Source organism: Rathayibacter sp. AY1E8, assembly GCF_002931415.1.
Lineage (GTDB): Bacteria > Actinomycetota > Actinomycetes > Actinomycetales > Microbacteriaceae > Rathayibacter.
In genome coordinates this window covers 1-24,767 of record NZ_PSVI01000042.1, presented here as the reverse complement: position 1 = coordinate 24,767, position 24,767 = coordinate 1, and the positions used below count along the sequence as shown (strand labels likewise).

Genomic DNA, 24,767 nt, shown 5'->3' with positions numbered 1-24,767 from the left:
AGCACCTGTCCGTCTCGATGAGCACGAGTGTGCCGTCGTCGTTTCCGGCAGCGGAAGCGTCCTGCTCGTCCCCGCCGGCGACGACGTGCCCGCCGTCGGTGCCCGACGATCGTCCGCCGGTCTCCCCTCGCGAGCTCTCGCGGCGCCTCTCCCGAGTCTTCTCCTGCCGTTGCGCGTCACGCCCCATCGACAGCGGCGGGACGCCGCGACACCGCATCAGCACCGGACGCACGAGCGCCGACCGCGCGAGCCGAGAGACCTGAGCCGCCCGACGGATCCGACCCGCCGAACCACCTCGACTCCCCGTGCTCGGGACGTCTCCGCCGCCGACGTCCGAGCGGTCGTCGACGGCGCACAACGGAGGTCCGAGCGCGTCCTCATCGTCGGGGAATAGTCGGAATAGCCGAGAGCATCCCCTAGGAGGGGCCTTTGCGCGGAGCTTCGCTCAGGACGGAGGAGCACGACGCCCGACCACTACGCTGAGGGCAGGTCGCTTATGCGAGAGAACAGCGGTCAGTCGCAGACAGGGCTCACACGGTGAAACTGCAAACACCCACTTCCACGAAGAGCTCTTCCTCCGAGAAGGACCGGAGCTCCTGGTCCCGAGCAGTGGCCAGAAAACTCGTCATCACCGATGTCCTCGTCATCGTGTTCTCGGTCTTCAGCAGTCAGTTCTTCTGGTTCGGAGTGGAGAGCCGAGAATTGTTCGTGGCCGGCCATCAGCCGGAGATCGCGGGCCTGCTCGCGAACTACTGGATCGTCTCCTCGGTGATCGTGGTGCTGTGGGCCGCCCTGTTGAAGTTCTACGCCACACGCGAAGACCGTGTCCTCGGCGGAGAGGTGACGGAGTACAAGCGCATCCTCGATGCGACGCTCCTGCTGTTCGCCGTGATCACGTGCGTCGCCTACCTCGGCCAGATCGGCTTCGCCCGCGGGTACATCATCACCGCGCTCCCGCTCGGCCTCGTCCTGCTCTGGCTCGGACGCGGAGCCTGGAGGGTGTGGCTGCGGCAGCAGCGGAGCGCGGGCCGGTACTCCTCCTCCGTCGTCCTCGTCGGCTCGCCACGGAGCGTCGAGCACATCTACCGCGAGCTCGTCCGCGCCACCGGGGCCGGGTATCTCGTTGTCGGCGTGTGCATCCCCGAGGATCTGGCCAGCGATCGGGTGAGCGGGTGGGGGGTGCCTGTCTTCGAGAACATCACGGTGGATGCGGTGCCGGGCATCCTGAACCGGACCGGCGCCGATACCGTCATCATCACGAGCAGCGACCACCTGCCACCCGAGCAGATCCGACAGTTGAGCTGGAGTCTCGAGCCGAGGCGCCAGCACCTGGTCATGGCGCCGAGCCTCACCGACATCAGCGGACCGAGGATCCACATGCGCCCGGTGGCGGGCCTTCCTCTCGTGCACATCGAGACACCTCGATTCGAGGGCAGCAAGCAGGCCCGCAAGCGTGCCCTCGACATCGTCGGATCGCTGAGCCTCATCGCCGTGCTGATGCCTCTCATCGCCTCGGTCGCACTGGCCGTCAAGCTGACGAGCTCGGGGCCCCTGTTCTATCGCCAGACGCGGATCGGCATCAACGGCAAGCCCTTCGGCATGATCAAGTTCCGCTCGATGGTGGTGGACGCTCATGATCAGCTCGCCGAGCTGCTCGCCGCTCAGGGAACGTCCGGAACACCACTGTTCAAGATCACCGACGACCCTCGCATCACACCGATCGGACGCTTCATGCGCAAGTACTCGATCGACGAGGTCCCTCAGCTCTTCAACGTGCTGAGAGGCGACATGTCGCTCGTCGGGCCGCGGCCGCAGGTGGCGGGAGAAGTCGAGCTCTACGACGAGGCCGCGCGCCGGCGCCTCAACGTCAAGCCGGGCATGACCGGGCTCTGGCAGGTCAGCGGGCGGTCGACGCTCTCCTGGGAGGACGCCATCCGACTGGATCTCTACTACGTGGAGAACTGGTCGTTCACCGGGGACCTCGCGCTGCTCGCGAGAACCGTGCAGGCCGTCGTCGCCCCCGGAGGCGGCGCCCACTGACGCATCGGGCCACCGCGCGAGCGGCCGGTCCTCACATCTCGGTGACGACCGCGTCGTCGATGCCGACCGTTCCCGCGGCGGGGTCGTTCAGGCCGACGGTCACGCGGAAATGCGACGCCCAGGACGGCGCCTGGCGATCCACGCCGGTCGCGGGTCTTACCCGGAACGGGAGTGCCGCGGCCATCGCCGCCATCGACTGCGTCGTCGAGGAGACGGGCTCCGAGCGGACGGTGACAGGGATGCCGCGGGCGTCACGACCGGAGACGGTGACGAAGGACTCCGAGACGATCATCGACCCGTTCGCAGCGGCCTGTCCGATGACGAGGTCGGCGGCGTAGACCCGCCCGGGTCTGCTGAGCACATCGAACGAGAGACTCGTCTGTCCGGTGCCTGTCTTCCGGACCAGGAGCCGCCCTGACGCGACGGCGAGCGTGGCCGACGGGCTCGCACTCCGAGAGGTGGCGTCCGGAGTGTCCAGGTACGCGTCCGCGACCGTGCCCACATCGAAGGCTCCATCGACGAGCCGGTTCGCGGCGCGGTGGACGAGAACCGAGGTCGGCACGACGGAGGGCTCGTCCAGGATCGAGACGTCCGCCAACCGGACGAGTCCGGTCCCTCCGACGAGGTAGCCCGATGCCGGAGCGACGTTGCGGAAGGAGGTGCTCGTCACGACGATCCCGCCTCCCCAGCTCCTGTGAGCCGTCTCGAAGACTGTGGCCGCCGCCAGCGGGGCGGCGGCGGAGACCGTGCCGCCGTTGATGCTGATCCTGGCCGTCGTCGTCGCAGCGGTGGAGAACGCGCTGACCGTGCTCGCCGGGGTCAGGCGGACGGTCGCAGCGTGCAGCGTGACGGCACCCCCTGAAGCCTCGACCGCGCGATCGCATCCGCTGATGGCCAGCGACGTCGTGTGCAGCTCGCCACTGGTCGACGCGGAGGACAGTCCCGTCGTGCACGAGCGCACAGAACCGCCGACCATCGCGAGATTCGACCCAGGGGCAGTGCCGGCGACCAGGACGCCCGTGCCGCACTCCTCCACGGCCACGTGGAAGAGGCGCAGATGCTCGGCGCCGGGACCGAACCGGACACCCGTCTCGAATCCGATGATCTCCACTCCGTACAGTCCTGCGCCTCGGACGCCTGTCGCCGAGGACAGCTCGAGGCCGACGGATCCAGGAGCCGCTCGGCCGGGACCCGTGAGGCGCAGTCCGCGCAGGCTCACGCGCGTGTGCGGCGCATCATCGGAGGCCTCGGAGGCGGTGAGGACGAGCGCCGATCCCGACACCGCCGTCGCATCGACATCGCCTCCGGCGAACTCCATCGACACACGCGAGAGGTCGATCGTCAAGGGTGCTGTCAGCACGACGGGCTCGGAGACGACCAGGAAGGACTCGGTCGCGAGGGCGTGAGCCGCGTCGAGAGCGGCCCGGAGCCGCTGCTCAGCAGTCGCTCCCGGGAACTCGGTCGAGTCCCGGAAGCCGTCCAGCCGTGCGTCCGGGAAGGCGTTGGCCGCTGTCGCCGGGGGGGCCGACGCCACCGCCGTCACGGCGCCCGCGCCCGCTGCCGCCGTCAGGCTCAGAAGCGCCCGTCGTCCTCGATCCCGCGATGATGCTCCCATTCCCGAACAGTACGGAGGAAAGGCCGCCGTCACGACCGCCGTTCACACCCCCCGCACGGCGCACACTGCTGCACGATGTCTCACCTTCAGCGCGAGGGCAGCCGGTGGACCACGTCTGCTGTGCTCAGCTCCAGAAGGAAACTGAGCACGTCCTCCTCGAGGACCTCTCGGGGGACGCCGAACTCGTCGGCGAGCCCCGCGAGGATCTCGACGGTCGTGGACGGATGCTCGAGCCTTCTCCAGATCGCGTGCGCCGTGCCCTTCAGCACGAGGGGCACGGGAAACGGCGACAACAGGTTCAGCAGCACCGCCTGCGCGTCGTCCTCGACGAAGGCCAGCTGATCGGATCGCGCCCACACGGCGTGATCTAGAGCTCCCGGATCGACGGTGGTCACGAGTGGGTCGCATTCTCTCGGCGACGGCGTCGACGATCGGCGGCGAGCGAGCGCACGAGCCCGAGGAACGCCCGCAGATCTGACAACGACGGCCGATCGAAGCGGACCATCCCCGTCTCCGCAGCCCTCCGGCGCGCCCGGCGTGTGAGACCGATCACGGTCGTCAGCGCGGACACGATCAGCACGATGCGCCGCTTCCCTGTGGCCTCGACGAAGGCGAGCGCCCAGTGATAGCTGGACCGCCCCGTTCCGGCCACCCGCAGATCCCACAACCGGCGCTCGTGCACGGCCAGGTCGTCCGGCACGTCCAGCCCGAGGGCGTGGAGCACCGGGCGGAGGGGGTAGGCGCTGCGGGTGCTCTCGACGAGCAGGAGCAGCGCCTCCCGGTCCGATTCGCTCGCGCCCCTGAGGAACCCGATGACCGACTCGAGCTCGGACGTGCTCCGAGCCAGGAGGGGATCCTTCAGCGCGTGGAGCGCGACGACGACCGCGCCCGCGACCGGGGAGGGCACAGCGACCCTCCTGTGCGCGATCGTCACGGTCCGGTGCGACGTCCACAGCACGTCGAGGACCTCCTCCGGCTCTGCGAAGAATCCGGGGTAGCGGTCGTGCACGTCGATGTCGCAGGTCCACTGCGGATGGAACAGGGTCACGGAGTGCACCGGGTACGCGCGCGGGGCCGGGCGGTCGGGCCGGGGGATCCATCCGCGCTCGGCCAGCAGGTCGACGAGGCGCTGGACGTCCGCCGGGTGGACGAGCACGTCGACATCGCTGGACACGCGTCTCGTGCGGATGCCCTGTGCATGGGCGGTGGGCCCCTTGATGAACAGGGTGCGGAGCCCGTGCGTGGAGGAGAGGTGCGCGGTGAGGGCGTGTGCGAGGTGTACCGCATCATCGAGGGAGAGCTCGGTCGTCGCGGGTGCGGAGCTCACCGTCGATCCGACAACTGCCGGTGCCGACCGGTGGACGGCGCCGGACGCACCGCCATGGATCGCGACACCGCCGCTGCCCGTCGCTCCGAGTCGAGGCCGGACCGGGCGATCGAGGTCGTCGCCGGCAGCGGCTCGGAGGCGAGCGATGCGGCGTACGCCAGCGCGATCCACACGGTCAAGGCGGTCCACGCGGGGGCGGAGGCCAGAGCGACGGCGAGGAAGACCCCCAGACCCAGTGCCGTCCCGTTGCGCCGATATCCCCGCACGATCAGCATCACGAGGAGGACGGCGAAGAGGGCCAGGGCGATCACTCCGGTCTCGGCAGCGAGCTGGGCGTAGACGTTGTTCGCGAGACCGCGAGAGGCGCCGTTCGAGGTGAGCCCCACCACCGCCTGGGAGTAGTCGGTCCTCCACACGCCGAACCGGCCGGGTCCGACTCCGAACAGCGGATTGTCCGCGGCCATGGTGAAGCCCGTGCTCGACGACTGGGATCGGACGTTCAGCGAGCGGGTGCCGACGTCGACGGCGCCTGTGCCCAGTCCGAGCTTCGAGAGCTGCGCGAGGACGAAGCGCTGCAGGGCGGGAACGAGCAGGACGATCACCGCGCCCAGCGCGCCGACGCTGAAGATCTGCACTCCCACTCCCCGCTGGGGGCGGAGCGTCGCCGTGAGGACCGCCGCAGAGACGGTCGCGATCAGTGCCGACGTCGACTGCGAGTAGACGAGGCAGGCGACGGCGGCGGCGATTCCGATGCGGTCGCGACGGCGCAGGCAGGCGAACAGCGCGATCCCGGCGAAGAAACCGAGGTAGTTCCCCTCGAGGAACGGGCCGTTCCTCGGCAGGCTGACGCCGAAGGTCGCCCCCATCTGAATCGTCGAGTTGAGGAGAGCGGGCAGCGGGACCCCGGCGAGGTGGAGGGCCAGCTGGATCGCGCAGAAGACGAAAGCGAGGCGGACGGCGATCGAGAGAGCCCGCTCCATGTCCTGGAATCCCAGTCGGTGGCCGACGTACCACCAGACCACGAGGGCCAGCAGAGCGTATCCGCAGTAGAGGATCATGTCGTTGGTGAAGCCCAGGTCATAGCCGTAGGCGGCTGGAACCTCGGGTTGCTTGAACAGGAATGCCCAGATCGTCGCCAGAACGACCAGCGCACCGAGCCCCAGCACGATCTCCCGTCCCACCGGCGTGTACCGGTCCTTCTGGACGGTGATCACGGAGAAGCCGATGGCCAGGATGACGGCGATCTCGGTGATCTTCAGCGGAGAGCCGACCTGAATGGTGAGCGCCTGCTGGAACGGCATGAAGACGATGGCGAGGAACAGAAGCCGCTGGACGACATCCAGACGCGCCGCGCCCTCTCGCGTCGTCGCGGTCGCAGCGCCCCCTCGAGCCATCGCGCGCCTCATCTCCGACGTGATCGATCATCGATCGTCTCCTGCAGCAGCTCCGTTCAGCTCTGTAGGACTACAGACTAACCACGGTCCCGGTCCCCCGGAGGTGGTCCCCTTTCGACCTCATACCGTCGGCCGGGAGCACATAGGATCGCTCACGGAGTCATGCCGACGGACCGCGTGGTCGGTGAGGGATCCTGTCCGATGGTCATCGACAGGGACCGGAGCCTTCCACGGCTCGGCCAAGCCGGAAGGGCGCGAACGGTTGACAAGCGGATCCACACTCGCTGAGGACTGGCGCGAAGGCGAGCGCACGATCGTGCACGTGACGGAGAGCTTCGGCGCAGGTACCGCGTCGGCGATCAGCGACTACGTAGCGGCCACGCCCGCCTTCCAGCACAGGCTCGTGTATTCACCGCGGGAGGACTCTCCGGTACCGGAGAGCGCCTTCGCGTCGTTCGCAGGTGTGACGGCGCTGCCGACAGGGCACGTCGCCCGAGTCCGCGCTCTGCGAACGGTTCTGGCCGGAATGCCGGGCGCTGTCGTGCACGCGCACTCCAGCTTCGGCGGAGCGTACGCGCGCCTCGCGGTCCGGGCGGGCCGGCGACGTCCGATCGTCTACACGCCGCACTGCTACGGCTTCGAGCGCCGAGACCTCCCGCTGCCCGCCCGGGCGGCGTTCCGGGTCTTCGAGGGCGTCCTCGCCTTCAACACCACCGTGTTCGCCGCCTGCTCAGCTCGCGAGGCCCGTCTGAGCCGGTGGCCGTTCAGCCGGGCGGAGGTCGTGCACGTCCCCAACTCGGTGCCCGCCTCGCTCCCGCCCGCCACTCGCCCCGGCGGGCCGAGGCCTCTCCGCCTCGTCGGCGCCGGTCGGCTCTCGACGCACAAGGATCCCCGATTCTTCGCCGAGGCCGTGGAGGCCGTGCGCGCCGCCGGCCATTCCGTCGACGCGACGTGGATCGGCGGAGGCGAGGGGCGTCACCGCACCGCCCTCGACCAGGCCGGCGTCCACGTCACCGGCTGGCTCAGCCGCGACGAGGCGCTCCGCCGACTGGGCGATGCCGACGTGTACCTGCACAGCGCGCAGTGGGAGGGGATGCCGATGGCCGTTCTGGAGGCGCACGGCATGGGGCTGGCCCTCGTCGTGCGGGACATCCCCGCCTTCGATCGCCTCGGCCTGCCCCTGGTCGCGCACTCCCCCCACGATGTGGCGTCGTACTGGGGCGATCTGGAGGACCCGGCGGCCCGTTCCCGTCTCGTCGCCGCCGCCGAGCACGCCCTCGCCCTGAACACCGTGCAGCACCAGTCGCAGATGCTCGAGCGGCTCTACCTCGGCCTGCTGCCGACCGCCCCTCGGAGGAGGAAGCCATGACGACAGTGCTCGTCTCCGCCCGTGTCCTCGACAGACAGGTCGGCGGCAACACCAGATACGCCCGCACCGTCTACAGCGGGCTCGCCGGACACGGCGTGCAGCACGTGCTGTCCCGACCTCCGATCGGGGGGGGCCGAGCCCGCAGCGCCGTCTACGGCGCCTATGAGGGACTCGTGCTGCCGAGGCTCCGCCCCTCCGGGATCGACGTCCTCCACTTCCCCGCGGACACGGGGCCGCTGGTTCCGAGCCGCCTCCCGATCGTCGGCACGATCCACGGGCTGGCGACACTCCACGTGGACGATGTGCGCAGCCGGAGCTCCGACCGGTTGTGGCGCCTGCGCGTCGCGCGTCTCGCAGCACTCTCGACCACGATCATCACGGTCTCCGATTCCTCCGCCCGGGACATCGCGACTGTCGCACCCGACGCCGCCGGGAAGATCGTCACCATCCCGCACGGGATCGACCACGACACGTTCAACACCCGCTCCACCGACCAGGACTCCGTCGCGCTCGACGAGCTGGGGATCGACGGCCCGTACTTCCTCTACGCGGGCAACCTCGACCCCCGCAAGAACATCATCGAGCTGTGCCGAGCCGCCTCGAAGGTCTTCGACGAGACGGGGGTGCCGCTCCTGGTGTCCGGCGCTCCGGCATGGGAGAGCGACGCGATCCTCGAGGCGGTCCGCGGAACCCGCGGCGTGCGCTACCTCGGCCGCGTACCGGATGAGGCGCTCGTCCCGCTGCTCCGGGGAGCGCTCGCCTTCTGCTTCCCCTCCACCTACGAGGGCTTCGGCTTCCCGGTCGTCGAGGCCATGGCGTGCGGCGTTCCCGTCATCTGCAGCGATCGCGGGTCGCTCGCCGAGGTGGCGGGCGGCGCGGCGCTGACGCTCACCGACATCGGCGCGACGGCGATCGCCGATCACATGCGCGAGATCGTCGCCGATCCGTCCCTCCGCAACGACCTGCGGAGCCGGGGTCTGATCAACGCTCGACGATTCCACTGGTCGGACTCCATCGCAGCGCATGCTCGCGTCTTCGAGGAGGCCGCGCGGTGAGGGTCACGATCGTCCACGCCTACAGCACCACCAACTCCGGCGACGGCCTGCTCGTCGAGGAGGCGCGGGAGCTGGTCCTCTCGGCCCTGCCGACGGCGGAGATCACGCTCGTCGCCCTCGATCCCGCGAGCTTCGACGAGGAGCTCTACGAGAGTGTCCTGCACCCCCTCACCGGCCGTGCCGGCAGCATCGGCAGCCTCGAGACGCTGCGACGCGGTGGGGTCGCGCTGCTCTCCGGCCGCCGGAGCGCCGGCTACGCCCGGGCGATCGCCGGGTCCGACCTCGTCGTCGGCGTGGGGGGCGGCTACCTCCGCACCAAGAATCCCGTCGAAGTCGTCAAGATGATGTGCACCAACTTCGTCCAGATGCCCCGGCGCAGCGACCGCGTTCCGTTCGTCTACCTTCCGCAGAGCATCGGGCCGCTCAATCTCGGGACCCGCCGTGTGATCGCGGCGCGACTGGCCCGCGCCGTCGGGGTCTTCGCCCGGGACGACCGCTCCGTCGAGGAGCTGTCCGGCCTCGCGAACGTGCACCGCGCTCCCGACATGGCCCTTCTGGGCCTCCCCGACGAGTTCGATCCGAGGACCGTCGTGCGGGCCGGAGCTCCCGGGCCCGTCGGGATCGTCGCCCGCGCGCTGTCCTCGAGCCGGTCGCGACGTGCCGCCTACGAGTCGCGGATCGACGCCCTCGCGCGCGATCCGGAGTCGGAGCTGCTCGCTCAAGCCACCGCTCGCGGCAACAACGATCCGCAGTTCTACGAGCGGCTCGGCCACGAAGGGCCATTCCGCCTGCTCCGCGACGCGGTCGGCAGCGGAGTCGCGGATCGGCCGGCGGTCGTGGTCTCGGTCCGGCTGCACGGCAGCATCCAGACCATCCGCAGCGGCGTTCCGAGTGTCCATCTGAGCTACGAGCGGAAGGGCTGGGGTGCCTACGACGACCTCGGGATCGACCGGTTCGTGCACAACGCCTTCGACGCCGATCTCTCGCTCATCCGCGACCAGATCGCTGAGCTGCGGGAGGACCCGTCCGACTACTGGAGGCGCGTCGGAGACTCCGTGTCGGCGCTGCGGATGCAGCGAGGACGACTCGTCGACCTCCTCGTCGACGCCTCCGGACCGGTCGGGCGCCCGTGAAGATCGTCTTCGCGAGCCACACCGCCGAGGTCGGGGTCTTCCGAGTGGGGAGCCACCACCTGGCTCGCGAGCTCTCGCGCCTCGGGAACACGGTGACGCACGTCTCGACGCCGTCCTCGCTCCTGCACGCGGGGCGCCTGCGGGACGCCACCGTGCGGGCCCGCTTCGGTCTTGCGCTGCGAGGTCCACGCACGGACGCGGCGGGCGTCGTGCACGCCGAACCGCTCACCGTCGCCCCACTGGGATCGCTCCCGGCGCGGATGCGGACGCCGTCTCTGCGGGTGCCGCTGCGGCCCTGGCGGGCGCCCAGTGGGGCGATGCGTCCTGATGTCCTCATCGTCGACCAGCCCCTGATGGGCGTGCCGCTCCTCGAGCTCCTGCAGCCGAAGCGTGTCGTCTACCGGCCCACGGACGCTCATTTCGAACCGGGGATGCGGGCGGCGGAGATCGAGCTCCTCGAGCGGGCGGACGCTCTCGTCGCCACGTCGGAGCCGGTGCTGCGCGCGGTCTCCGAGGGAGTGGCCGCGCCGGAGCGCACGCTGGTCCTCGAGAACGGAGTCGAGTACGAGCGGTTCCACGGTCTCGGTGCCGAGCGTGCGGGAGTCGTCTACCTCGGGGCGCTCGACCGCCGCTTCGACTGGGGAGGAGTCCGGATGCTCGCCTCGGCGTTCCCTGACGTCCCCTTCCGACTCGCCGGTCCGCTCCCGAAGAACGTGGAGACGCTGCCCGCGAACGTGGAGCTGCTCGGCGCCGTGCCCTACTCCCGGGCGCCCGCGCTGCTGAAGAGCGCCCGCGTCGGGCTGCTCCCGCTCTCGGACGACCCGGGCAACGCGGGTCGCAGCCCGATGAAGTACTTCGAGTACCTCGCCGCCGGCCTCAGGATCGTCTCCTCCGCCTCCCCTGCACTGCGAGCCCGCTCCGCCCCCGGCGTCTGGCTCTACGACGACCCTGCGGGCGCAGAGAACGGGCTGCGGTCCGCGCTGGAGGCTGCGGCGTCGGGACCCAACCGGGAGGGCTCGGACTACGCGGAGCAGTTCGGCTGGCACCGTCGCGCCGCCGACCTCGCACAGCTGCTCGACGCGGTGCTGGCGGCACCGCGCCGAGTGCGGCGCTGACGGCCCGTCCTCAGCGCCGCCAGCGGTCGATCGGGAAGGCGTCCAGCAGGGGCGCCGGATCCCACGCGGCCAGGGGCGCGTAGGAGTCCAGCCGGATCCGCGTCGCGTGAGCCACAGCGGAGTCGAGATCGTCGAAGAGGGTGTACTCCGACCCGGTCCGTCCTGTCCCCTCGAAGTAGTCCTGGTACGTGAACGGCGGCTCGGCGCTGGACGCCTCATTCGACTCCCTGCGGCTCGTTCATCGATTCAGCTCGGAATGCCGGAGGAAGCGGGGGTCTGCGCGGAGGCGAGCGAGCGTCGCCGCTCTCCTCCCCTTCCCGCCTCGTCCTCGACCTCGGCCTGCAGCGACGAGCGCCTCGTACACGGCGCCGTGCAGCGCTCCCACGAGGGAACGCTCGCGCTTGGACAGGTCGGGTCGCTCCCTCTCTCCGTGCCGGCGCGCTCGCTCGAGGCCCGCCTCCAACGCCGCCGGCGACACGAGGCCGTCGAACAGCTCCACCCAGCCGCTCCCGACCTCCGCGGCGAGGGCCCGCGTCGATCCGGTCGCCGGGACCAGGATCGTCTTCCGCGCGCCGAGGGCGAGCAGCGCGGCTCCGGAGTTGTAGAGGTACTTGTACGGCAGGGTGACGAGGTCCGCGCCTGCCAGGAGCTCGTCCAGCTCGGCGTCGTCGATGTGGCCGAGCCGCAGGTGGACGCGACCGTCGGCTCCGACCGCTCTGCGCACCTCGTCGGCGTACTCGGGGACAGCGGCCGCGCCGGCGATGACGAGTTCGCCGTCGGTGAGTGCGCTGAAGGCCGCGATCAGCTCCTCGAGTCCCTTGTAGGGCCGGATCTGCCCGAAGAACAGGATGCGCCGACCCGCTTCACGGGGGCCCGGGACAGAGGCCGACTCCGGATAGGCGCCGTGCAGGACGACGACTCCCCGGTCCAGGTCGTTCTCGTCGGACTCGTTCAGATAGATGCGGACGTCCGTGAGCCGGTCCAGCCAGCGCGCGAGGAGAGTCTCGACGGCACTGCCCGATTCGTGCGGTCGGAGGTTGTGCATCGTCACGACGACCGGCGTCCCCGACGCGAGCAGCCGGGCGATGAGCCCGAAGGCGAGGGCGGACTTCAGCCAGCGGCGCGGGCCGCGCGGGGCACGGAAGAGGTACTCCGGCCAGTGCACGTGGAAGACGTCGTAGCGCCCGAGAAGGGCACGTCGCCAGGTGAACGCGACCGGTTCCACCGACGCCGGGAACGAACCGACGAGCAGCTCGATGTAGGGGTTGCTCGAGCCGGAGAAGTCCTTCACGGAGAAGAGCGCCCGGATCATTCGCGTGCTTCTCCTTCGTTCGTCTCTTCGGCGGACCGCCCCGGGCACCACGAGACGACCTGGGAGAGGGCACCACGGCCTGTGATCGGACCGCGACACGCCCGCTTCGGCGACGGAGCGGACGACCTCGGCCGGCGAGGGATGGTCTGACGCTACCAGTCGGGTTTCTCGAGGTCCGTCACCCGCCGCCCCGTCAGAGTTCGGTGATGACGATCTCCGAGAAGCGAGTCACTCCTGCTGTCACCGATCCGAAGGTGAACCGCAGCCGGAAGTGCGTCGCCCACGCAGGAGCGACCCGGTTCCAGGTCGTCTGCTGATAGGTCTTGCGGAAGGGAGCCTGCGCGTTCGCGCCGGCGAGGTCGAGATTCGACACCGGGCGAGCGCTGCTCCGAGCGACGATCGGGATCCCCGACGAGGACACGCCGGTCACGGCGACGAAGGATTCGGACACGTACATCGTGCCCGTCGACGTGGATCCCGCGATGGTGAAGTCGACGCCGTACAGCAGCCCCGCTGTGACGGGGACGTCGATGGAGACCGCCGGACCGGGACCGCCGGCCACTCGGGTCATCAGCAGCTGGTTGCCGCTGGTGGTCAGCGTCATGGACGGGCTGGTGGTGCGGCTCGTCGCGTCGGCGCCGTTGAGGAACGCGTCGACGGGCGCTGCGAGAGAGAAGTTCCCGTCGACGAGCTTGTTCGCCGCCTTCGAATGCAGAATCGACCCCTGCCCCGAACCGCTGCCGTTCCCGTCCGAGGTGACGTGCTGGCTGATACGGACCTTCGCAGTGCCACCGGCGAGATATCCCGATTTCATCTGCGTATTGAACATCGACAGTTGATGGACCTGGATTCCGCCGCCCCACCCTCCTGCAGTGGTCTCGAAGAGGTAGTTGGCCACCGGGACCTGATGGAAGAAGAGGTGACCGCCTGAGATCGAGATCTGCGCAGCTGTACTCGACCCGGTGACGAACTGCGAGAGCGTGGAGTTCGCGCCGCTCTCGTTGATCTCGATATGCGGCTGGTGCAGGATCACCCGACCCGCGTCGACCTTCACGGCCTGCACGCAGAAGTCGATCGACGTCGAGACGAAGTGCAGCTCGCCGTTCGGGTTGGCGTTGTAGACGCCGAGGGTGCTGGTGCCGATACCACCGCCGATGAACTTGATGTTCTCGCCGTAGTTGACTCTGCCTGCGGGCATGGAAACGGCCGTCCTGCAGCGGAAGATGTGGAAGTTGTAGAAGCTGATCAGGAACGCATCGTTCTCGAAGGACACGCCGGTCCCGAAGCCCGAGATCTCCAGGCCCCAGAGTCCGAGCCCGCGCGTGGTGGCGGCAGTCGTGCTGTCGGTGTTGAACAGGATTCCGGTGCTGGCCGTCGCGGACGCTCCCGGCCCCAGCAGACGGAGTCCGGTGATCGCCGCCCTGTTGTTGGGGTAGCCGGACGTGGCACTGCCGATCACCGTGAGAGCAGGACCGCTGGTGATGGCGGTCGCATTCAGCGGACCGCAGGTGAACTCGAGCGAGATGTACGAGGAGTCGATCACGAGGGTGCGCGTGATCTTGAAGCTCTTCGAGATCGTCAACGTGACCTCTTGGCGAGCGGCGACGAAATAGTCGATCGCGGCGCGGAGCTTGTCCTCGTCAGTGGTCCCGGCGAATTCGAGGTAGTTGTGGATTCCGTTGACGCGGGTCGCAGGTATAGTCTCGTCCGCGGCTTCCGCGGCTTCCGCGGCGGGTGCGGCGACGACGGCGGCCGCGGCCGCGGCCCCTCCGTAGCGGAGGAACGTGCGGCGGGATCCGGGTCCTGTTTCGAGAGTCGTCGTCATCTCCTCATGCTCGGATCATCCCGCCATCGGCTGTCGACGGCCGCACCCCCCGACCGCGGAGGGAAGCAGAGGAGACTCTGTCGTTTTCCTGGAACGACGACGCGGATCCATGGTTCCGCCCCTAGAAGGGGGGCCCAAGGGGCGGATCCTTCTTCACGAGCGGCCGCTCTCACAGGATTGCAGGATCAGCAGCTTGCCGAACGCCAGCACCTGATAGACCACCGCCAGAGTCCACTCGCTCACCCGCCGCGGCTCGTCGACCGAGCCGACCGAGAACGGTGTGCGCAGGCAGCGAGACGCGATCGTGCGGACCCGGGTCACATGCGGAGTGGAGGTCATCAGTGCCACCGAGGTCCAGTCGTACTCCGAGGAGAGCGTGTTCAGCTCGGAGATCTCACCGCCCGTAGTGAACGGGGAGGGAGTGAAGCAGACGACTCTGACCTCCTCGCCGGCATCGCATTCGGCTCGGGCGAACGAACCGTTCTCCAGGCGCGGAGTCGAGAGCACGAGGGTGACATCCCGGTGCTCCTCGAGCAGAGCGAGCGCACGGCCGACCCTGCGATCAGTAGCAGGACCCAGCACCACGAGCGCATCGGCTCCCCCCACGGGATCGAGAACGGGGCGGACGAAGAGGGGCACCGCCACCGCGGCGAGCAGTGCGACGGCGAGGAGGACGGCGAGCCACGTGCGCCAGAGGATCCGCAGTGAGCGTGCGGCGGATCGATTCGGGACGACTCGTCGGAGGATCGTGCCGACCAGCGCCCCGACCGCCGTGCCCGCGAGAACCGAGAGGAGGCCGGACAGCACGCCACCGACCGACGGCGGAGTGACGATCATCTCGACGGTCGACGCCCCCTCGAGCAGCGCGAGCACTCCGAGTGCGGGGACGAAGGGGCGACGGCTGCTCGAGGCCACCAGCGCGGCTGCCGCCGCTGCAGCCGGTGAGGCGAGAGCGCAGACTGCGATCCCTTCTCCACCCAGGGCGTGGACGAGACCAGTCGGATCATGGGAGCGGGCGATCCGGACGAACTGCCGCGAGGAGTCCGATCCGAAGGGATCGGCGCAGACGAGCAGGAGCAGAAAGGCGAGGACCGCCGTGGTCCCGGCGACCCGCAGGCGCCACCGGCTCACCGGAGCCTCCCCGGCCGACCGTGTCACGCCCAGCAGCCCGCCTCCGCGGACGCGAGGCGATCGCGCTCGCGTGCGCGCCTGAGGACGGGAAGGACGGGGAGGTCCGAGAAGAGCGTCACAGGAGCGAACACTACCCAGGGGAAGGGACGAGGAGGACCTGAGCGGTCGGGCTTCCGCCGGATCCTCGCCGGCGGGTGGCACGCCGACAGGAGACGATGCGCAGGACTGCGGGTGGACGGGATCGCGACTCCGCCTCAAGCCCTCCGGGCCGGCCTCCGAGCCCGACGCCCCCGGGACCGCGTCCCCGGCGCCGCCTAGTCGTTGCCGAGGATGACGATGGCGGCAGTGGGGGGAAGCGCGTCCTCGTGATAGCGCTCGATCTCGTCGATGGCGGCGGGATCGGCCTGCTGAAGGAAATGGGTGAGTCGCGCGACCTCCTCCGTCTCGCCGATCGAGTCGGCGGCGCGGCGGAGGGCGTAGAGGGCGAGGAGGAAACCGCGGTTGGGTCCGTGGCGCCACGGGATGGGACCCTGGCCGCGCCAGCCGGCGGATCGCAGGAGGTCCAGGCCGCGGTGGTAGCCGACGCGGGCGTAGGCGTAGGAGGGGAGGGCCGCGTCGATGCCCCAGACGCTGTCGGCGAGCAGTGCCCAGGCCAACGGGGAGCGCGGGTGGGCGGCGGCGAGGGCGGCGAATTCGACGGCTCCCGGGTTCGCGTGCTTCGCGAGGGCCGCGGTGACCGCGGGCTCGTCGGGGAGGAGGGTCGGTTCGGGGCCCAGCAGGTTCTCGCCACTCATGCCTCCCAGGCTATCCCGCTCGGGGCTGTGCGGGTCCGGGGTCCGGCCGTCCGGCGCACGACGGTCGTCCCTCCACAGGGGCGTCAGCGGAGGGAGCCGGGCGGTTCGCCGGTCGTCGCCGTCGTGCGCGGGGGTGCCGCCGATAGCATCGACCCATGGCGACGAACCGCAGTGAAGTCGAGGCCTGGCTCACGGACATGGACGGCGTGCTGGTGCACGAGAACAAGGCGCTCCCCGGCGCGCCCGAGCTGATCCAGGAGTGGACCGATTCGGGTACGCCGTTCCTGGTGCTGACGAACAACTCGATCTTCACGCCGCGGGATCTGGCGGCGCGGCTGCGCGGGTCGGGGCTGCACGTGCCGGAGGAGCGGATCTGGACGAGCGCTCTGGCGACGGCGGACTTCTGCGCGTCGCAGAAGCCGGGCGGGAGCGCGTTCGTGATCGGCGAGGCGGGGATCACCACCGCGCTGCACGAGGCGGGCTTCATCATGACGGAGACGGCGCCGGACTACGTGGTCGTGGGCGAGACCCGCAACTACAGCTTCGAGGCGATCACGAAGGCGATCCGCCTGATCGTCGCGGGTGCGCGCTTCATCGTCACCAATCCCGATGCGACGGGGCCGAGTGCCGAGGGCGTGCTCCCGGCGACGGGGGCGATCGCGGCGCTCATCACGAAGGCGACGGGCAAGGATCCGTACGTCGTCGGCAAGCCGAACCCGATGATGTTCCGCTCGGCGATGAACAAGATCGGCGCGCACAGCGAGAACACCGGGATGATCGGCGACCGGATGGACACCGACATCGTCGCGGGCATCGAGGCGGGCCTGCACACCGTGCTGGTGCTGACGGGGATCAGCGACGAGGCCGAGATCGAGCGCTACCCGTTCCGCCCGGACGAGGTGCTGAGCGGGGTGCACGAGCTCCTGTCGTCGGAGCCGCTGGAGTCGGAGTTCCCGCCGGATTCGGCGGTCTGAGTCCCGGCGGCCCGGCAGCGGGCCGGGCGCCGGTTCCTGACACGGCACCGCGGCTCGCGGGGGTCAGAAGCGGACGTGCTGCAGCACCCAGGCGTGCATCGCGACGGCTGCCGCCGCCGAGGCGTTGATCGACCGGGTCGAGCCGAACTGCGTGATCTCGAGCACGGCCTCCGAGGCGGCGATCGCCTCCTCCGAGAGGCCGGGTCCCTCCTGCCCGAACAGCAGGAGGCAGCGCTCGGGGAGCCGGTAGGTCTCGAGCGGCACGCAGCCGGGGACGTTGTCGACGGCGAGGAGGGGAACGTCCGCCTCCGCGGCCCACTGCACGAGGTCGGCCACCGTCTCGTGGTGCTGGACGTGCTGGTAGCGGTCGGTGACCATCGCGCCGCGCTTGTTCCAGCGCCGCCGGCCGACGATGTGGACGCCTTCCGCGCCGAACGCATTGGCGCTGCGGACGATCGAGCCGATGTTCATGTCGTGCTGCCAGTTCTCGATCGCGACGTGGAACGGGTGCCGCGTGCGGTCGAGCTCCGCGACGATCGCGTCCATCCGCCAGTAGCGGAAGCGGTCGACCACGTTGCGCGCGTCGCCGCGCTCCAGCAGCTCCGGGTCGAGGCGGTCGTCCTCGGGCCGCTCCCCCTGCCAGGGGCCGACGCCGTTCGTGGTGAGCTCCACGGAGGCGGTGGGTCCGGTCGCGGGGGTCGCCTCGTTCTCCTGCACGACGAGCGATCCTACTGGGCGCTCCGCGGCTCGGCCGGGTGCACCGAGCCGGTGCCCGGCGGCATCCTCCGAGGCCCGAGCGACGGCGCGCGTCAGGCCGCGGGGGTGCCCGCGAGGGAGCCGGTCAGCTCGCCGCCGCCCGCCCGGTCGACGAAGCAGTAGTAGCTGCGCTCGCCCGCGTCCCACTGCTCCTGGGTGACGGGGAACGCACCGGCGACCTGCACGTCGCCGTAGGTCTCGGCCGCGGCGACGTCCACGACGCCCTGCGCCTGGCAGAGCGAGGAGACGGTGACGGCCAGGGCGTCCTGGCCGGGGAACACCGCGTCTGTCAGCTCCGCGGTGGCGACGAGCTGGGCGGAGTGAGCTCCCGCGCAGTCCACGACGGTGAACTCCTCCGCCCAGACGGAGTCGAAGGGCTCGACGCACTCGCCGCCGAGGAGCGCGCTCCAGGCCCAGGTGCCGACGGGCAGCGGTCCGACGGTCGGGAGGGTCGCGGTCGGAGTGGGCGAGGGGGTCGGCTCCGCCGTGGGCGTCTGGCTGACGACCGGGGCGGCCTGCGGCTCGGCCCGGCCGCCGGCGCTCCCGACGGCGATGCCGATCGCGAAGAGCCCGGCGAGGAGGATCACCGCACCCGCCGCGATCAGGCCGATCAGGAGCCGGCGTCGGCTGAGCGTGCGCCATGCGGGCGCTCCGGCGGGCGCCGAGTCGCGCTCGCGGCTCTCGGGTCGGGACCGGGCGGAGCGGCGCTTCCGCGGCGGAGCGGCGTTGACGTGGGCGGCCGCGGGAGCGGTGCGGAAGGGCGCGGGCTCGGCGCGGTCGGCGGGCTCGGCGGCCGGCTCGAGGTTCCACGAGTAGGCGCCGGCGGTCTCGCGCCACAGCTCCTCGTCGCCGCCGTCCTCGTCGGGCTCGTCCTGCGGAGCGACGACCTGCTCCCACACGGGCGGCTGGTCCCAGTCCCCGCGCGGGTCGGGCCACTCGTAGACGGCGGGCGGAGTCGGCTCGCGCGGAGTCGGCGGGGTCGCGCCGACCGGGCGTCCGTCGGCGGGGGAGGGGACTCCGGAGCGGCCCGCCGGGTCGACGTCGGTCGAGGATCCGGCATCGGGCTCGTCGTCCGGCCGGTGGGCGCTGCGCAGCCCGGCGGGGGCGGTCGGAAGGTCGGCGGGAGGGTCGGTGTGCGGCAGGACCGGGCGCACGGAGTCCGCCCCGCGGCGGTGCACCTCGGTGCGGCCGGCATCGGCGGAGGCGTCGGAGCCGGAGCCGGAGCCGGAGCCGTCGGCATCATCGTCGAGGAGGGGAGCGAAGAACGCGTCGAAGGCGTCCTCGTCGGACACGTCCGCGTCGGAGGCACTCGTGTCGCGGGCAGTCGTCCCACCGGCACCCGTCTCGCGGGCACCCGTCTCGCGGGCACTCGCCTCGCGGGCACCCGCCTCGTGCACTCCCATGGCGCGGGCTCCCGCGTCGGGGGCTCCCGTGTCGCCGCCCGGAGAGCTCCGTCCCTCGGCGGGGACGCCGTCGCGGTCGGAGGAGCGCTCCGGCTCCACGACCGTTCCGCAGTCGGCGTCGGCGTCCTGCTCCTCCACCCGAGCGGAGTCGTCCGCGGGTTTCGGGAGGTCGCCGTCGGCCTCCTCGGCGGCGGGCGTCGCGCTCAGCACGGGCTCCCCCGGCCACAGGCCGACCGGAGCGGCGGGGGCACGGGGCGGCGCGGCGTCGGAGTTGCTGTCGCTCGACGACGGTCCGGCCGCGTCGGCGGAGGAGGCCGACTCGCTCGCAACGCTCCGCTCCTCCGCTGACGCGTGGGCCTCGTCGGCTGCGGATACAGCAGGACCGGACGTCCGCTCCGCGCGCGACTCCTCCACGGGAGGGACGGGGCGGGGCGAATCGAAGATGCTCTTCAGTCGGCCGCCGCTGAGCTGCTGGAGCAGCCACTCGCTGCTGCCGACGGGACGCTCCGGCTCGGGTCGCTCCGGCTCGGCACGCTCCGGCTCGGAGGTCTCCGATCCAGCAGGCTCGGGCTCGCGGCCCTCAGGCTCCGGGTGCTCGCCGCCTCCCGGGACCCCGCCGCGTCCCCCCTCGTCGACCATCAGCTCAGGCCGAGGTCGGCCAGACCGATCGCGGCGAAGTACGGGTAGCCGGCGTCCTCGATGATCTCGCGGGCCCCGGTCGCGCGGTCGACGACGACGGCGACTCCTGCGATCTCGGCGCCGACCTTCAGCAGGGCCTCGATCGCCTTCAGCGGCGAGCCGCCGGTGGTGGACGTGTCCTCGACGACGACGACGCGCTTGCCCTCGAGGTCGGGGCCCTCGACCTGCCGGCCGCGGCCGTGGTCCTTGGGCTCCTTGCGCACGACGAACGCGTCGTAGGCGAGACCGCGAGCGGCGCCCTGGTGGAGGATCGCGGCGGCGATCGGGTCGGCTCCCATGGTGAGGCCGCCGACGGCGTCGACGCGCTCGAGCGGCGCGATGAGGTCGAGCATGACCTGCCCGATCAGCGGCGCGACGCGGTGGTCGAGGCTCACGCGGCGCAGGTCGACGTAGTACGACGCCTTCTTGCCGCTCGTGAGGGTGAAGTCCCCGTGGAAGACGGCGTCGGAGCCGATGTACTCGATGAGCTGCTGGCGTGCGTCGGTCACGCGCCTACTCTACGGGGCGACCCCTCCCCCGCTCGGGAGCGCGCCCGCTGCGGCGTGCTCGCCCGCCTCGTCGCCTCCTCCGCGGAACTGCGTCATGTAGAGCTCGTAGTAGGCACCGCGCTGCTTCAGCAGCGCCTCGTGCGCGCCCTGCTCGACGATCCGGCCCGACTCCATCACCAGGATGGTGTCGGCGTCGCGGATCGTGGAGAGCCGGTGCGCGATGACGAACGAGGTCCGGTCGGTGCGCAGCGCGTTCATCGCGTGCTGCACGAGCAGCTCCGTGCGGGTGTCGACCGAGGAGGTGGCCTCGTCGAGGATCAGCAGCGACGGGTTCGCGAGGAACGCGCGCGCGATCGTGATCAGCTGCCGCTCGCCCGCCGAGACGCTGCCGCCGTCGGCGTCCAGCACCGTGTCGTAGCCGTCGGGCAGCTGGCGCACGAAGCGGTCGACCATGGTGGCCTTCGCCGCGTCGACGATCTCCTCGTCGGTCGCGTCCAGGCGCCCGTAGCGGATGTTCTCGCGGATGGTGCCCTGGAAGAGCCACGCGTCCTGCAGCACCATGCCCACGCGCGAGCGCAGATCGCCGCGCGCGAGGCTCGTGATGTCGACGCCGTCGAGCAGGATGCGCCCTCCGGTGAGCTCGTAGAAGCGCATGACCAGGTTGACCAGCGTGGTCTTGCCGGCGCCGGTCGGACCGACGATGGCGACCGTCTGCCCGGGCTGCGCCGAGAAGGTCAGGTCCTCGATCAGCGGCTGCTCCGGGTCGTACGAGAACGAGACGCCCTCGAACTCCACGTGGCCGTCGGTGCGCTGCGGGAGCGACGCGGTCGCCGTCTCCGGCTCCTGCTCCTCGGCGTCGAGCAGCTCGAACGTGCGCTCGGCCGAGGCGACGCCGGACTGCAGCATGTTCGCCATGCTCGCCAGCTGGGTCACCGGCTGGGTGAACTCGCGCGAGTACTGGATGAACGCGGTCGCGTCGCCGAGCGTCAGCTGACCGGAGGCGACCCGCAGGCCGCCGACCACGGCGATGAGCACGTAGGAGAGGTAGGAGACGAAGGTCATCGCGGGCATGATCATGCCCGAGACGAACTGGGCGCCGAACGAGGCGGTGTAGAGGCTGTCGTTGCGGCGGTCGAACTCCTCGAGCATCTCGCGGTCGCGGCCGAAGGCGCGGACGATCTCGAGCCCGGAGAAGGTCTCCTCGATGTGGCCGTTGAGCGCGCCCGTGTTCTTCCACTGGGCGGCGAAGAGCTTCTGGGAGCGGGCGCCGATCACGCCCGCGATCACGCCCGAGAGCGGGATCGAGATCAGCGCGATCAGCGCGAGCTGCCACGAGACGATGAACATCATCGCGGCGATGCCGATGATGGTGAGCACCGACTGCACCAGCTGCGAGAAGGCCTGCTGCAGCGCCGTCTGGATGTTGTCGACGTCGTTCGTGACGCGCGACATCACGTCGCCGCGCTGCCGGGTGTCGAAGAAGCGCAACGGGAGGCGGTTGAGCTTGGCCTCGATGTCCTGGCGGAGGTCGAAGACCACCCGCATCACGAGGCCGTTGAGGATGTAGCCCTGCGCCCACATGAGCACCGACGCGACGACGTACATCAGCAGCACGATGATGATCAGGCGGCCGAGGACCACGAAGTCGATGCCCGCGCCGGGCACGATGTCGGTCTTGGCCAGCATGTCGGCGAAGGTGCCGTTGCCCGAGGCGCGCTGCTGCTCGATGATCTGCTCGAGCGGGACGCCGGCGGGGAGCTGCGAGCCGATCACGCCGTTGAAGATCGTGTCCATCGCCTGCCCGAGGATCTTGGGCGCGATGACGGTGAGGACGACCGACAGCGAGACCAGGGCGACCACGAGGACCATCCGGGCGCGCTCGGGGCCGAGCAGCGAGAAGAGGCGCTTGGCCGAGGGCCAGAAGTTCTGCGCCTTGCGGGCGGGCGGCCCGTCCCCGAACATGCCGCCGTCGCCCTCGCCGGGCTCGAACTCGGGCTCGGGGGACGTCGTCTCCTCGGGGGCGGTGGTGTCGCGTGTGCGCGCCATCTCAGGACACTCCTTCGACGCTCAGCTGGGATTCGACGATCTCGCGGTAGGTCGCGTTCGTCTCGAGGAGCTCGTCGTGCGTGCCGCGGCCGACGACGCGGCCCGCGTCGAGCACGACGATCTGGTCGGCGTGGCGGATGGTCGACACCCGCTGGGCCACGATGATCACGGTCGCGTCGGTGGTGGCGTCGGCCAGCGACTCCCGCAGCCGCGCATCGGTCGCGACGTCGAGCGCCGAGAACGAGTCGTCGAACAGGTAGACCCGCGGCTTCGCGACGAGGGCGCGCGCGATGCAGAGCCGCTGGCGCTGCCCGCCGGAGACGTTGGTGCCGCCCTGCGAGACCGGCTCGTCGAGCCCGTGCTCCTTGCTCCGCACGAAGTCCTCGCCCTGGGCGATGCGCAGCGCCTCCCACAGCTCGGCGTCCGTCGCGTCGGGGCGGCCGAAGCGCAGGTTCGAGGCGATCGTCCCCGAGAAGAGGTAGGGGCGCTGGGGCACGAGCCCGATCACCTCGGCGAGCTGCGCCCGGTCGAGGGAGGAGACGGGCACGCCGTCGATCGTGACGGTGCCCTCCTGCGGGTCGAACAGGCGCGGCACGAGGCCGAGCAGGGTGGTCTTGCCGGCGCCGGTGGAGCCGACGACGGCCGTGGTGCGGCCCGGCTCCGCGACGATGTCGATGCCCGAGAGCACGGGGCGCTCGGCCCCCGGGTAGCCGAAGACGACCCCGGAGAACTCGACGCGGCCGCGCGCGGGCGTCGGGACTCCGCCCTGGGGCGTGGTGAGGCTGGTGCGGGCGTCGAGCACCTGCTGGATCCGCTCGGCGCAGACGACCGCTCGCGGGATCATCATCACCATGAAGACGCCCATCATCACGGCGGTGAGGATCTGGAGGAGGTACTGCAGGAACGCGGTGAGCGAGCCCACCTGCATCTGACCGGCGTCGACCCGCTGCCCGCCGAACCACAGCACGGCCGCGGTGGCCAGGTGCAGGATCATCATGATCGCGGGGAACATCAGCACGAAGATGTTGCCGACCTTGATCGACACCTCGGTGATCGCCGCGTTGGCCTTGCGGTACCGCTCGGACTCGAACGGCTCGCGCACGAAGGCGCGCACCACGCGGATGCCCGTGATCTGCTCGCGCAGCACGCTGTTGATCCCGTCGATCCGGTCCTGCATGAGGCGGAACAGCGGCAGCAGCAGGAACACCAGGAAGCCGACCACGACGAACAGCAGCGGCACCGACACCCAGACCAGCCAGGAGAGGCCGGCGTCCTCGCGCAGGGCGAAGACGATGCCGCCGACGCACATGATCGGCGCGGAGACCATGAAGTTGAGGGTCATCAGCACGAGCATCTGCACCTGCTGCACGTCGTTCGTGCCGCGGGTGATCAGGGTGGCCGTGCCGAAGCCGCCGACCTCGAGCCCGCTGAGCGAGTCGACGCGGCGGTAGACGTCGCGGCGCAGGTCGCGGCCGACGGACATGGCGGTGCGGGCGCCGAAGTAGACGGCTCCGATCGCCGCGGCGACCTGCACGACGCAGACGCCGAGCATGGTCATGCCGGTTCCCCAGATGAAGTCGGTGTCGCCGCGGCCGATGCCCTGGTCGATGATCTCGGCGTTGAGGCTCGGGAGGTAGAGCGCGGCGAGCGTCGCGACGAGCTGCAGCACGACGACGGCGGCCACCCACCGCGCGTAGGGCTTCGCGTAGGCGGAGGCGAGGCGGAGCAGGATCATGGGTCCTCCGGAGGGGCGGAGCAGGAGCGGGAGGGGAGTGGACCGGGCTGGGGAGCGCGGAGCGCCGGGGAGCCCGTCGGGCCCGCACGGCGCGGGCGGCGGCGGCGTCCGGACGGCACGAACGGCCGGTCGGGACGGCGCTAGACAACCATCGACCACCGACACCGGTTCCGCAATCCGCCGAGGGGATGACTCCCCCGGCCCGCGGCCGCCGGGACGCGCGGAGGACGCGCAGGAGACGTGTCGGCGGCGGCTCCTACACTTCCAGGATGCGCATCGCCACCTGGAACGTGAACTCCATCCGGGCCCGCACCGGCCGCGTCGTCGACTGGCTCGTGCGCGAGGACGTGGACGTCCTCGCCATGCAGGAGCTCAAGTGCAAGCCCGAGCAGTTCCCGCACGAGGCCTTCGCCGACGCCGGGTACCACGTCGAGATGGTCGGGCTCAGCCAGTGGAACGGCGTCGGCATCGCCTCGCGCCTGCCGATGGAGGACGTGCAGGTCGGCTTCCCGGGCATGCCCGGCTTCGCGAAGGAGGCGGCGGCCGACGGCTCCTA

Annotated in this window: 20 protein-coding genes; 7 read left to right on the top strand and 13 right to left on the bottom strand. The window is 70.6% G+C overall.

Going from position 1 to position 24,767, the window contains the following annotated elements; all coding sequences use genetic code 11:
- Positions 1–609: 609 nt before the first annotated feature.
- Complete coding sequence (locus C5C74_RS12490) at positions 610–2,040, top strand: sugar transferase (protein WP_258064163.1); 1,431 nt, start codon at positions 610–612, stop codon at positions 2,038–2,040.
- 31 nt (positions 2,041–2,071) lie between these two features.
- Here the strand turns inward: C5C74_RS12490 and C5C74_RS12485 are convergent, their stop codons facing one another.
- The 4 genes from C5C74_RS12485 to C5C74_RS12470 form a co-directional block, all read right to left on the bottom strand.
- Positions 2,072–3,574 carry a hypothetical protein gene (locus C5C74_RS12485; protein WP_146083072.1) on the bottom strand — a complete coding sequence of 501 codons (1,503 nt, stop codon included), beginning with the start codon at positions 3,572–3,574 and terminating at the stop codon, positions 2,072–2,074.
- Positions 3,575–3,741: 167 nt separating this feature from the next.
- Positions 3,742–4,050: a PqqD family protein gene (locus tag C5C74_RS17510; protein WP_181027179.1), complete on the bottom strand. Its 309-nt coding sequence runs from the start codon at positions 4,048–4,050 to the stop codon at positions 3,742–3,744.
- Positions 4,047–4,982, bottom strand: coding sequence for a nucleotidyltransferase family protein (locus tag C5C74_RS17505; protein ID WP_181127690.1), 936 nt, complete (start codon positions 4,980–4,982; stop codon positions 4,047–4,049). Before C5C74_RS17505 ends, C5C74_RS17510 begins: the two co-directional genes overlap by 4 nt.
- Entirely contained in the window at positions 4,979–6,376 is a 1,398-nt protein-coding gene (locus tag C5C74_RS12470) for an O-antigen ligase (RefSeq protein WP_181134703.1), read from the bottom strand. Before C5C74_RS12470 ends, C5C74_RS17505 begins: the two co-directional genes overlap by 4 nt.
- On the opposite strand from C5C74_RS12470, the gene C5C74_RS12465 reads away from it, so the two are divergent.
- The 4 genes from C5C74_RS12465 to C5C74_RS12450 are packed head-to-tail and all read left to right on the top strand — an operon-like array spanning position 6,258 to position 11,048.
- On the top strand, positions 6,258–7,745 hold the full coding sequence (locus C5C74_RS12465; protein WP_104260968.1) for a glycosyltransferase family 4 protein: 1,488 nt from the start codon (positions 6,258–6,260) through the stop codon (positions 7,743–7,745). The two genes, C5C74_RS12470 and C5C74_RS12465, sit on opposite strands and share 119 nt — an antisense overlap.
- Positions 7,742–8,800: a glycosyltransferase family 1 protein gene (locus C5C74_RS12460; RefSeq protein ID WP_104351630.1), complete on the top strand. Its 1,059-nt coding sequence runs from the start codon at positions 7,742–7,744 to the stop codon at positions 8,798–8,800. Before C5C74_RS12465 ends, C5C74_RS12460 begins: the two co-directional genes overlap by 4 nt.
- Complete coding sequence (locus tag C5C74_RS12455) at positions 8,797–9,933, top strand: polysaccharide pyruvyl transferase family protein (RefSeq protein ID WP_181027183.1); 1,137 nt, start codon at positions 8,797–8,799, stop codon at positions 9,931–9,933. Before C5C74_RS12460 ends, C5C74_RS12455 begins: the two co-directional genes overlap by 4 nt.
- Positions 9,930–11,048: a glycosyltransferase gene (locus C5C74_RS12450; protein ID WP_104308208.1), complete on the top strand. Its 1,119-nt coding sequence runs from the start codon at positions 9,930–9,932 to the stop codon at positions 11,046–11,048. Before C5C74_RS12455 ends, C5C74_RS12450 begins: the two co-directional genes overlap by 4 nt.
- A 238-nt stretch (positions 11,049–11,286) precedes the next feature.
- On the opposite strand, the gene C5C74_RS12445 is transcribed toward C5C74_RS12450, so the two are convergent.
- The 4 genes from C5C74_RS12445 to C5C74_RS12430 form a co-directional block, all read right to left on the bottom strand.
- Positions 11,287–12,360: a glycosyltransferase gene (locus C5C74_RS12445; protein ID WP_104262617.1), complete on the bottom strand. Its 1,074-nt coding sequence runs from the start codon at positions 12,358–12,360 to the stop codon at positions 11,287–11,289.
- A gap of 193 nt (positions 12,361–12,553) precedes the next feature.
- On the bottom strand, positions 12,554–14,185 hold the full coding sequence (locus C5C74_RS12440) for a twin-arginine translocation signal domain-containing protein (RefSeq protein WP_104351629.1): 1,632 nt from the start codon (positions 14,183–14,185) through the stop codon (positions 12,554–12,556).
- 153 nt (positions 14,186–14,338) lie between these two features.
- Positions 14,339–15,316, bottom strand: a complete 978-nt coding sequence (locus C5C74_RS12435; RefSeq protein ID WP_104351628.1) for an ElyC/SanA/YdcF family protein — start codon at positions 15,314–15,316, stop codon at positions 14,339–14,341.
- Positions 15,317–15,630: 314 nt separating this feature from the next.
- Complete coding sequence (locus C5C74_RS12430; protein ID WP_104222800.1) at positions 15,631–16,110, bottom strand: DUF3151 domain-containing protein; 480 nt, start codon at positions 16,108–16,110, stop codon at positions 15,631–15,633.
- A gap of 155 nt (positions 16,111–16,265) precedes the next feature.
- Here C5C74_RS12430 and C5C74_RS12425 point away from each other — a divergent pair, with 155 nt between their 5' ends.
- On the top strand, positions 16,266–17,084 hold the full coding sequence (locus C5C74_RS12425) for an HAD-IIA family hydrolase (protein WP_104225721.1): 819 nt from the start codon (positions 16,266–16,268) through the stop codon (positions 17,082–17,084).
- Between the two features lie 63 nt (positions 17,085–17,147).
- Here the strand turns inward: C5C74_RS12425 and C5C74_RS17880 are convergent, their stop codons facing one another.
- The 5 genes from C5C74_RS17880 to C5C74_RS12405 form a co-directional block, all read right to left on the bottom strand.
- Positions 17,148–17,801, bottom strand: a complete 654-nt coding sequence (locus C5C74_RS17880) for a TrmH family RNA methyltransferase (RefSeq protein ID WP_104225722.1) — start codon at positions 17,799–17,801, stop codon at positions 17,148–17,150.
- 92 nt (positions 17,802–17,893) lie between these two features.
- The gene (locus C5C74_RS17875) at positions 17,894–19,882 is read right to left on the bottom strand and encodes a hypothetical protein (protein WP_258064165.1); all 1,989 of its coding nucleotides are present in this window, start codon (positions 19,880–19,882) and stop codon (positions 17,894–17,896) included.
- The gene (gene pyrE / locus C5C74_RS12415) at positions 19,882–20,430 is read right to left on the bottom strand and encodes an orotate phosphoribosyltransferase (RefSeq protein ID WP_104225724.1); all 549 of its coding nucleotides are present in this window, start codon (positions 20,428–20,430) and stop codon (positions 19,882–19,884) included. Before pyrE ends, C5C74_RS17875 begins: the two co-directional genes overlap by 1 nt.
- A gap of 9 nt (positions 20,431–20,439) precedes the next feature.
- The gene (locus C5C74_RS12410) at positions 20,440–22,476 is read right to left on the bottom strand and encodes an ABC transporter ATP-binding protein (protein WP_104273943.1); all 2,037 of its coding nucleotides are present in this window, start codon (positions 22,474–22,476) and stop codon (positions 20,440–20,442) included.
- A 1-nt stretch (position 22,477) separates the two neighbouring features.
- Positions 22,478–24,211, bottom strand: a complete 1,734-nt coding sequence (locus C5C74_RS12405; protein WP_104247972.1) for an ABC transporter ATP-binding protein — start codon at positions 24,209–24,211, stop codon at positions 22,478–22,480.
- A gap of 269 nt (positions 24,212–24,480) precedes the next feature.
- Between C5C74_RS12405 and C5C74_RS12400 the strand changes: the two genes are divergently transcribed.
- A partial coding sequence (locus tag C5C74_RS12400) for an endonuclease/exonuclease/phosphatase family protein (protein WP_181134702.1) occupies positions 24,481–24,767 on the top strand: 287 nt, incomplete at its 3' end.

Bases quoted from the DNA above. Each gene is read 5' to 3' on its own strand.
- C5C74_RS12410 (WP_104273943.1), bottom strand. From the start codon at position 22,476: ATGGCGCGCACACGCGACACCACCGCCCCCGAGGAGACGACGTCCCCC.
- C5C74_RS12465 (WP_104260968.1), top strand. From the start codon at position 6,258: ATGGTGAGCGCCTGCTGGAACGGCATGAAGACGATGGCGAGGAACAGA.
- C5C74_RS12405 (WP_104247972.1), bottom strand. From the start codon at position 24,211: ATGATCCTGCTCCGCCTCGCCTCCGCCTACGCGAAGCCCTACGCGCGG.
- C5C74_RS17875 (WP_258064165.1), bottom strand. From the start codon at position 19,882: ATGGTCGACGAGGGGGGACGCGGCGGGGTCCCGGGAGGCGGCGAGCAC.
- C5C74_RS12470 (WP_181134703.1), bottom strand. From the start codon at position 6,376: ATGGCTCGAGGGGGCGCTGCGACCGCGACGACGCGAGAGGGCGCGGCG.
- C5C74_RS12445 (WP_104262617.1), bottom strand. From the start codon at position 12,360: ATGATCCGGGCGCTCTTCTCCGTGAAGGACTTCTCCGGCTCGAGCAAC.
- C5C74_RS12460 (WP_104351630.1), top strand. From the start codon at position 7,742: ATGACGACAGTGCTCGTCTCCGCCCGTGTCCTCGACAGACAGGTCGGC.
- C5C74_RS12440 (WP_104351629.1), bottom strand. From the start codon at position 14,185: ATGACGACGACTCTCGAAACAGGACCCGGATCCCGCCGCACGTTCCTC.
- C5C74_RS12425 (WP_104225721.1), top strand. From the start codon at position 16,266: ATGGCGACGAACCGCAGTGAAGTCGAGGCCTGGCTCACGGACATGGAC.
- C5C74_RS12430 (WP_104222800.1), bottom strand. From the start codon at position 16,110: ATGAGTGGCGAGAACCTGCTGGGCCCCGAACCGACCCTCCTCCCCGAC.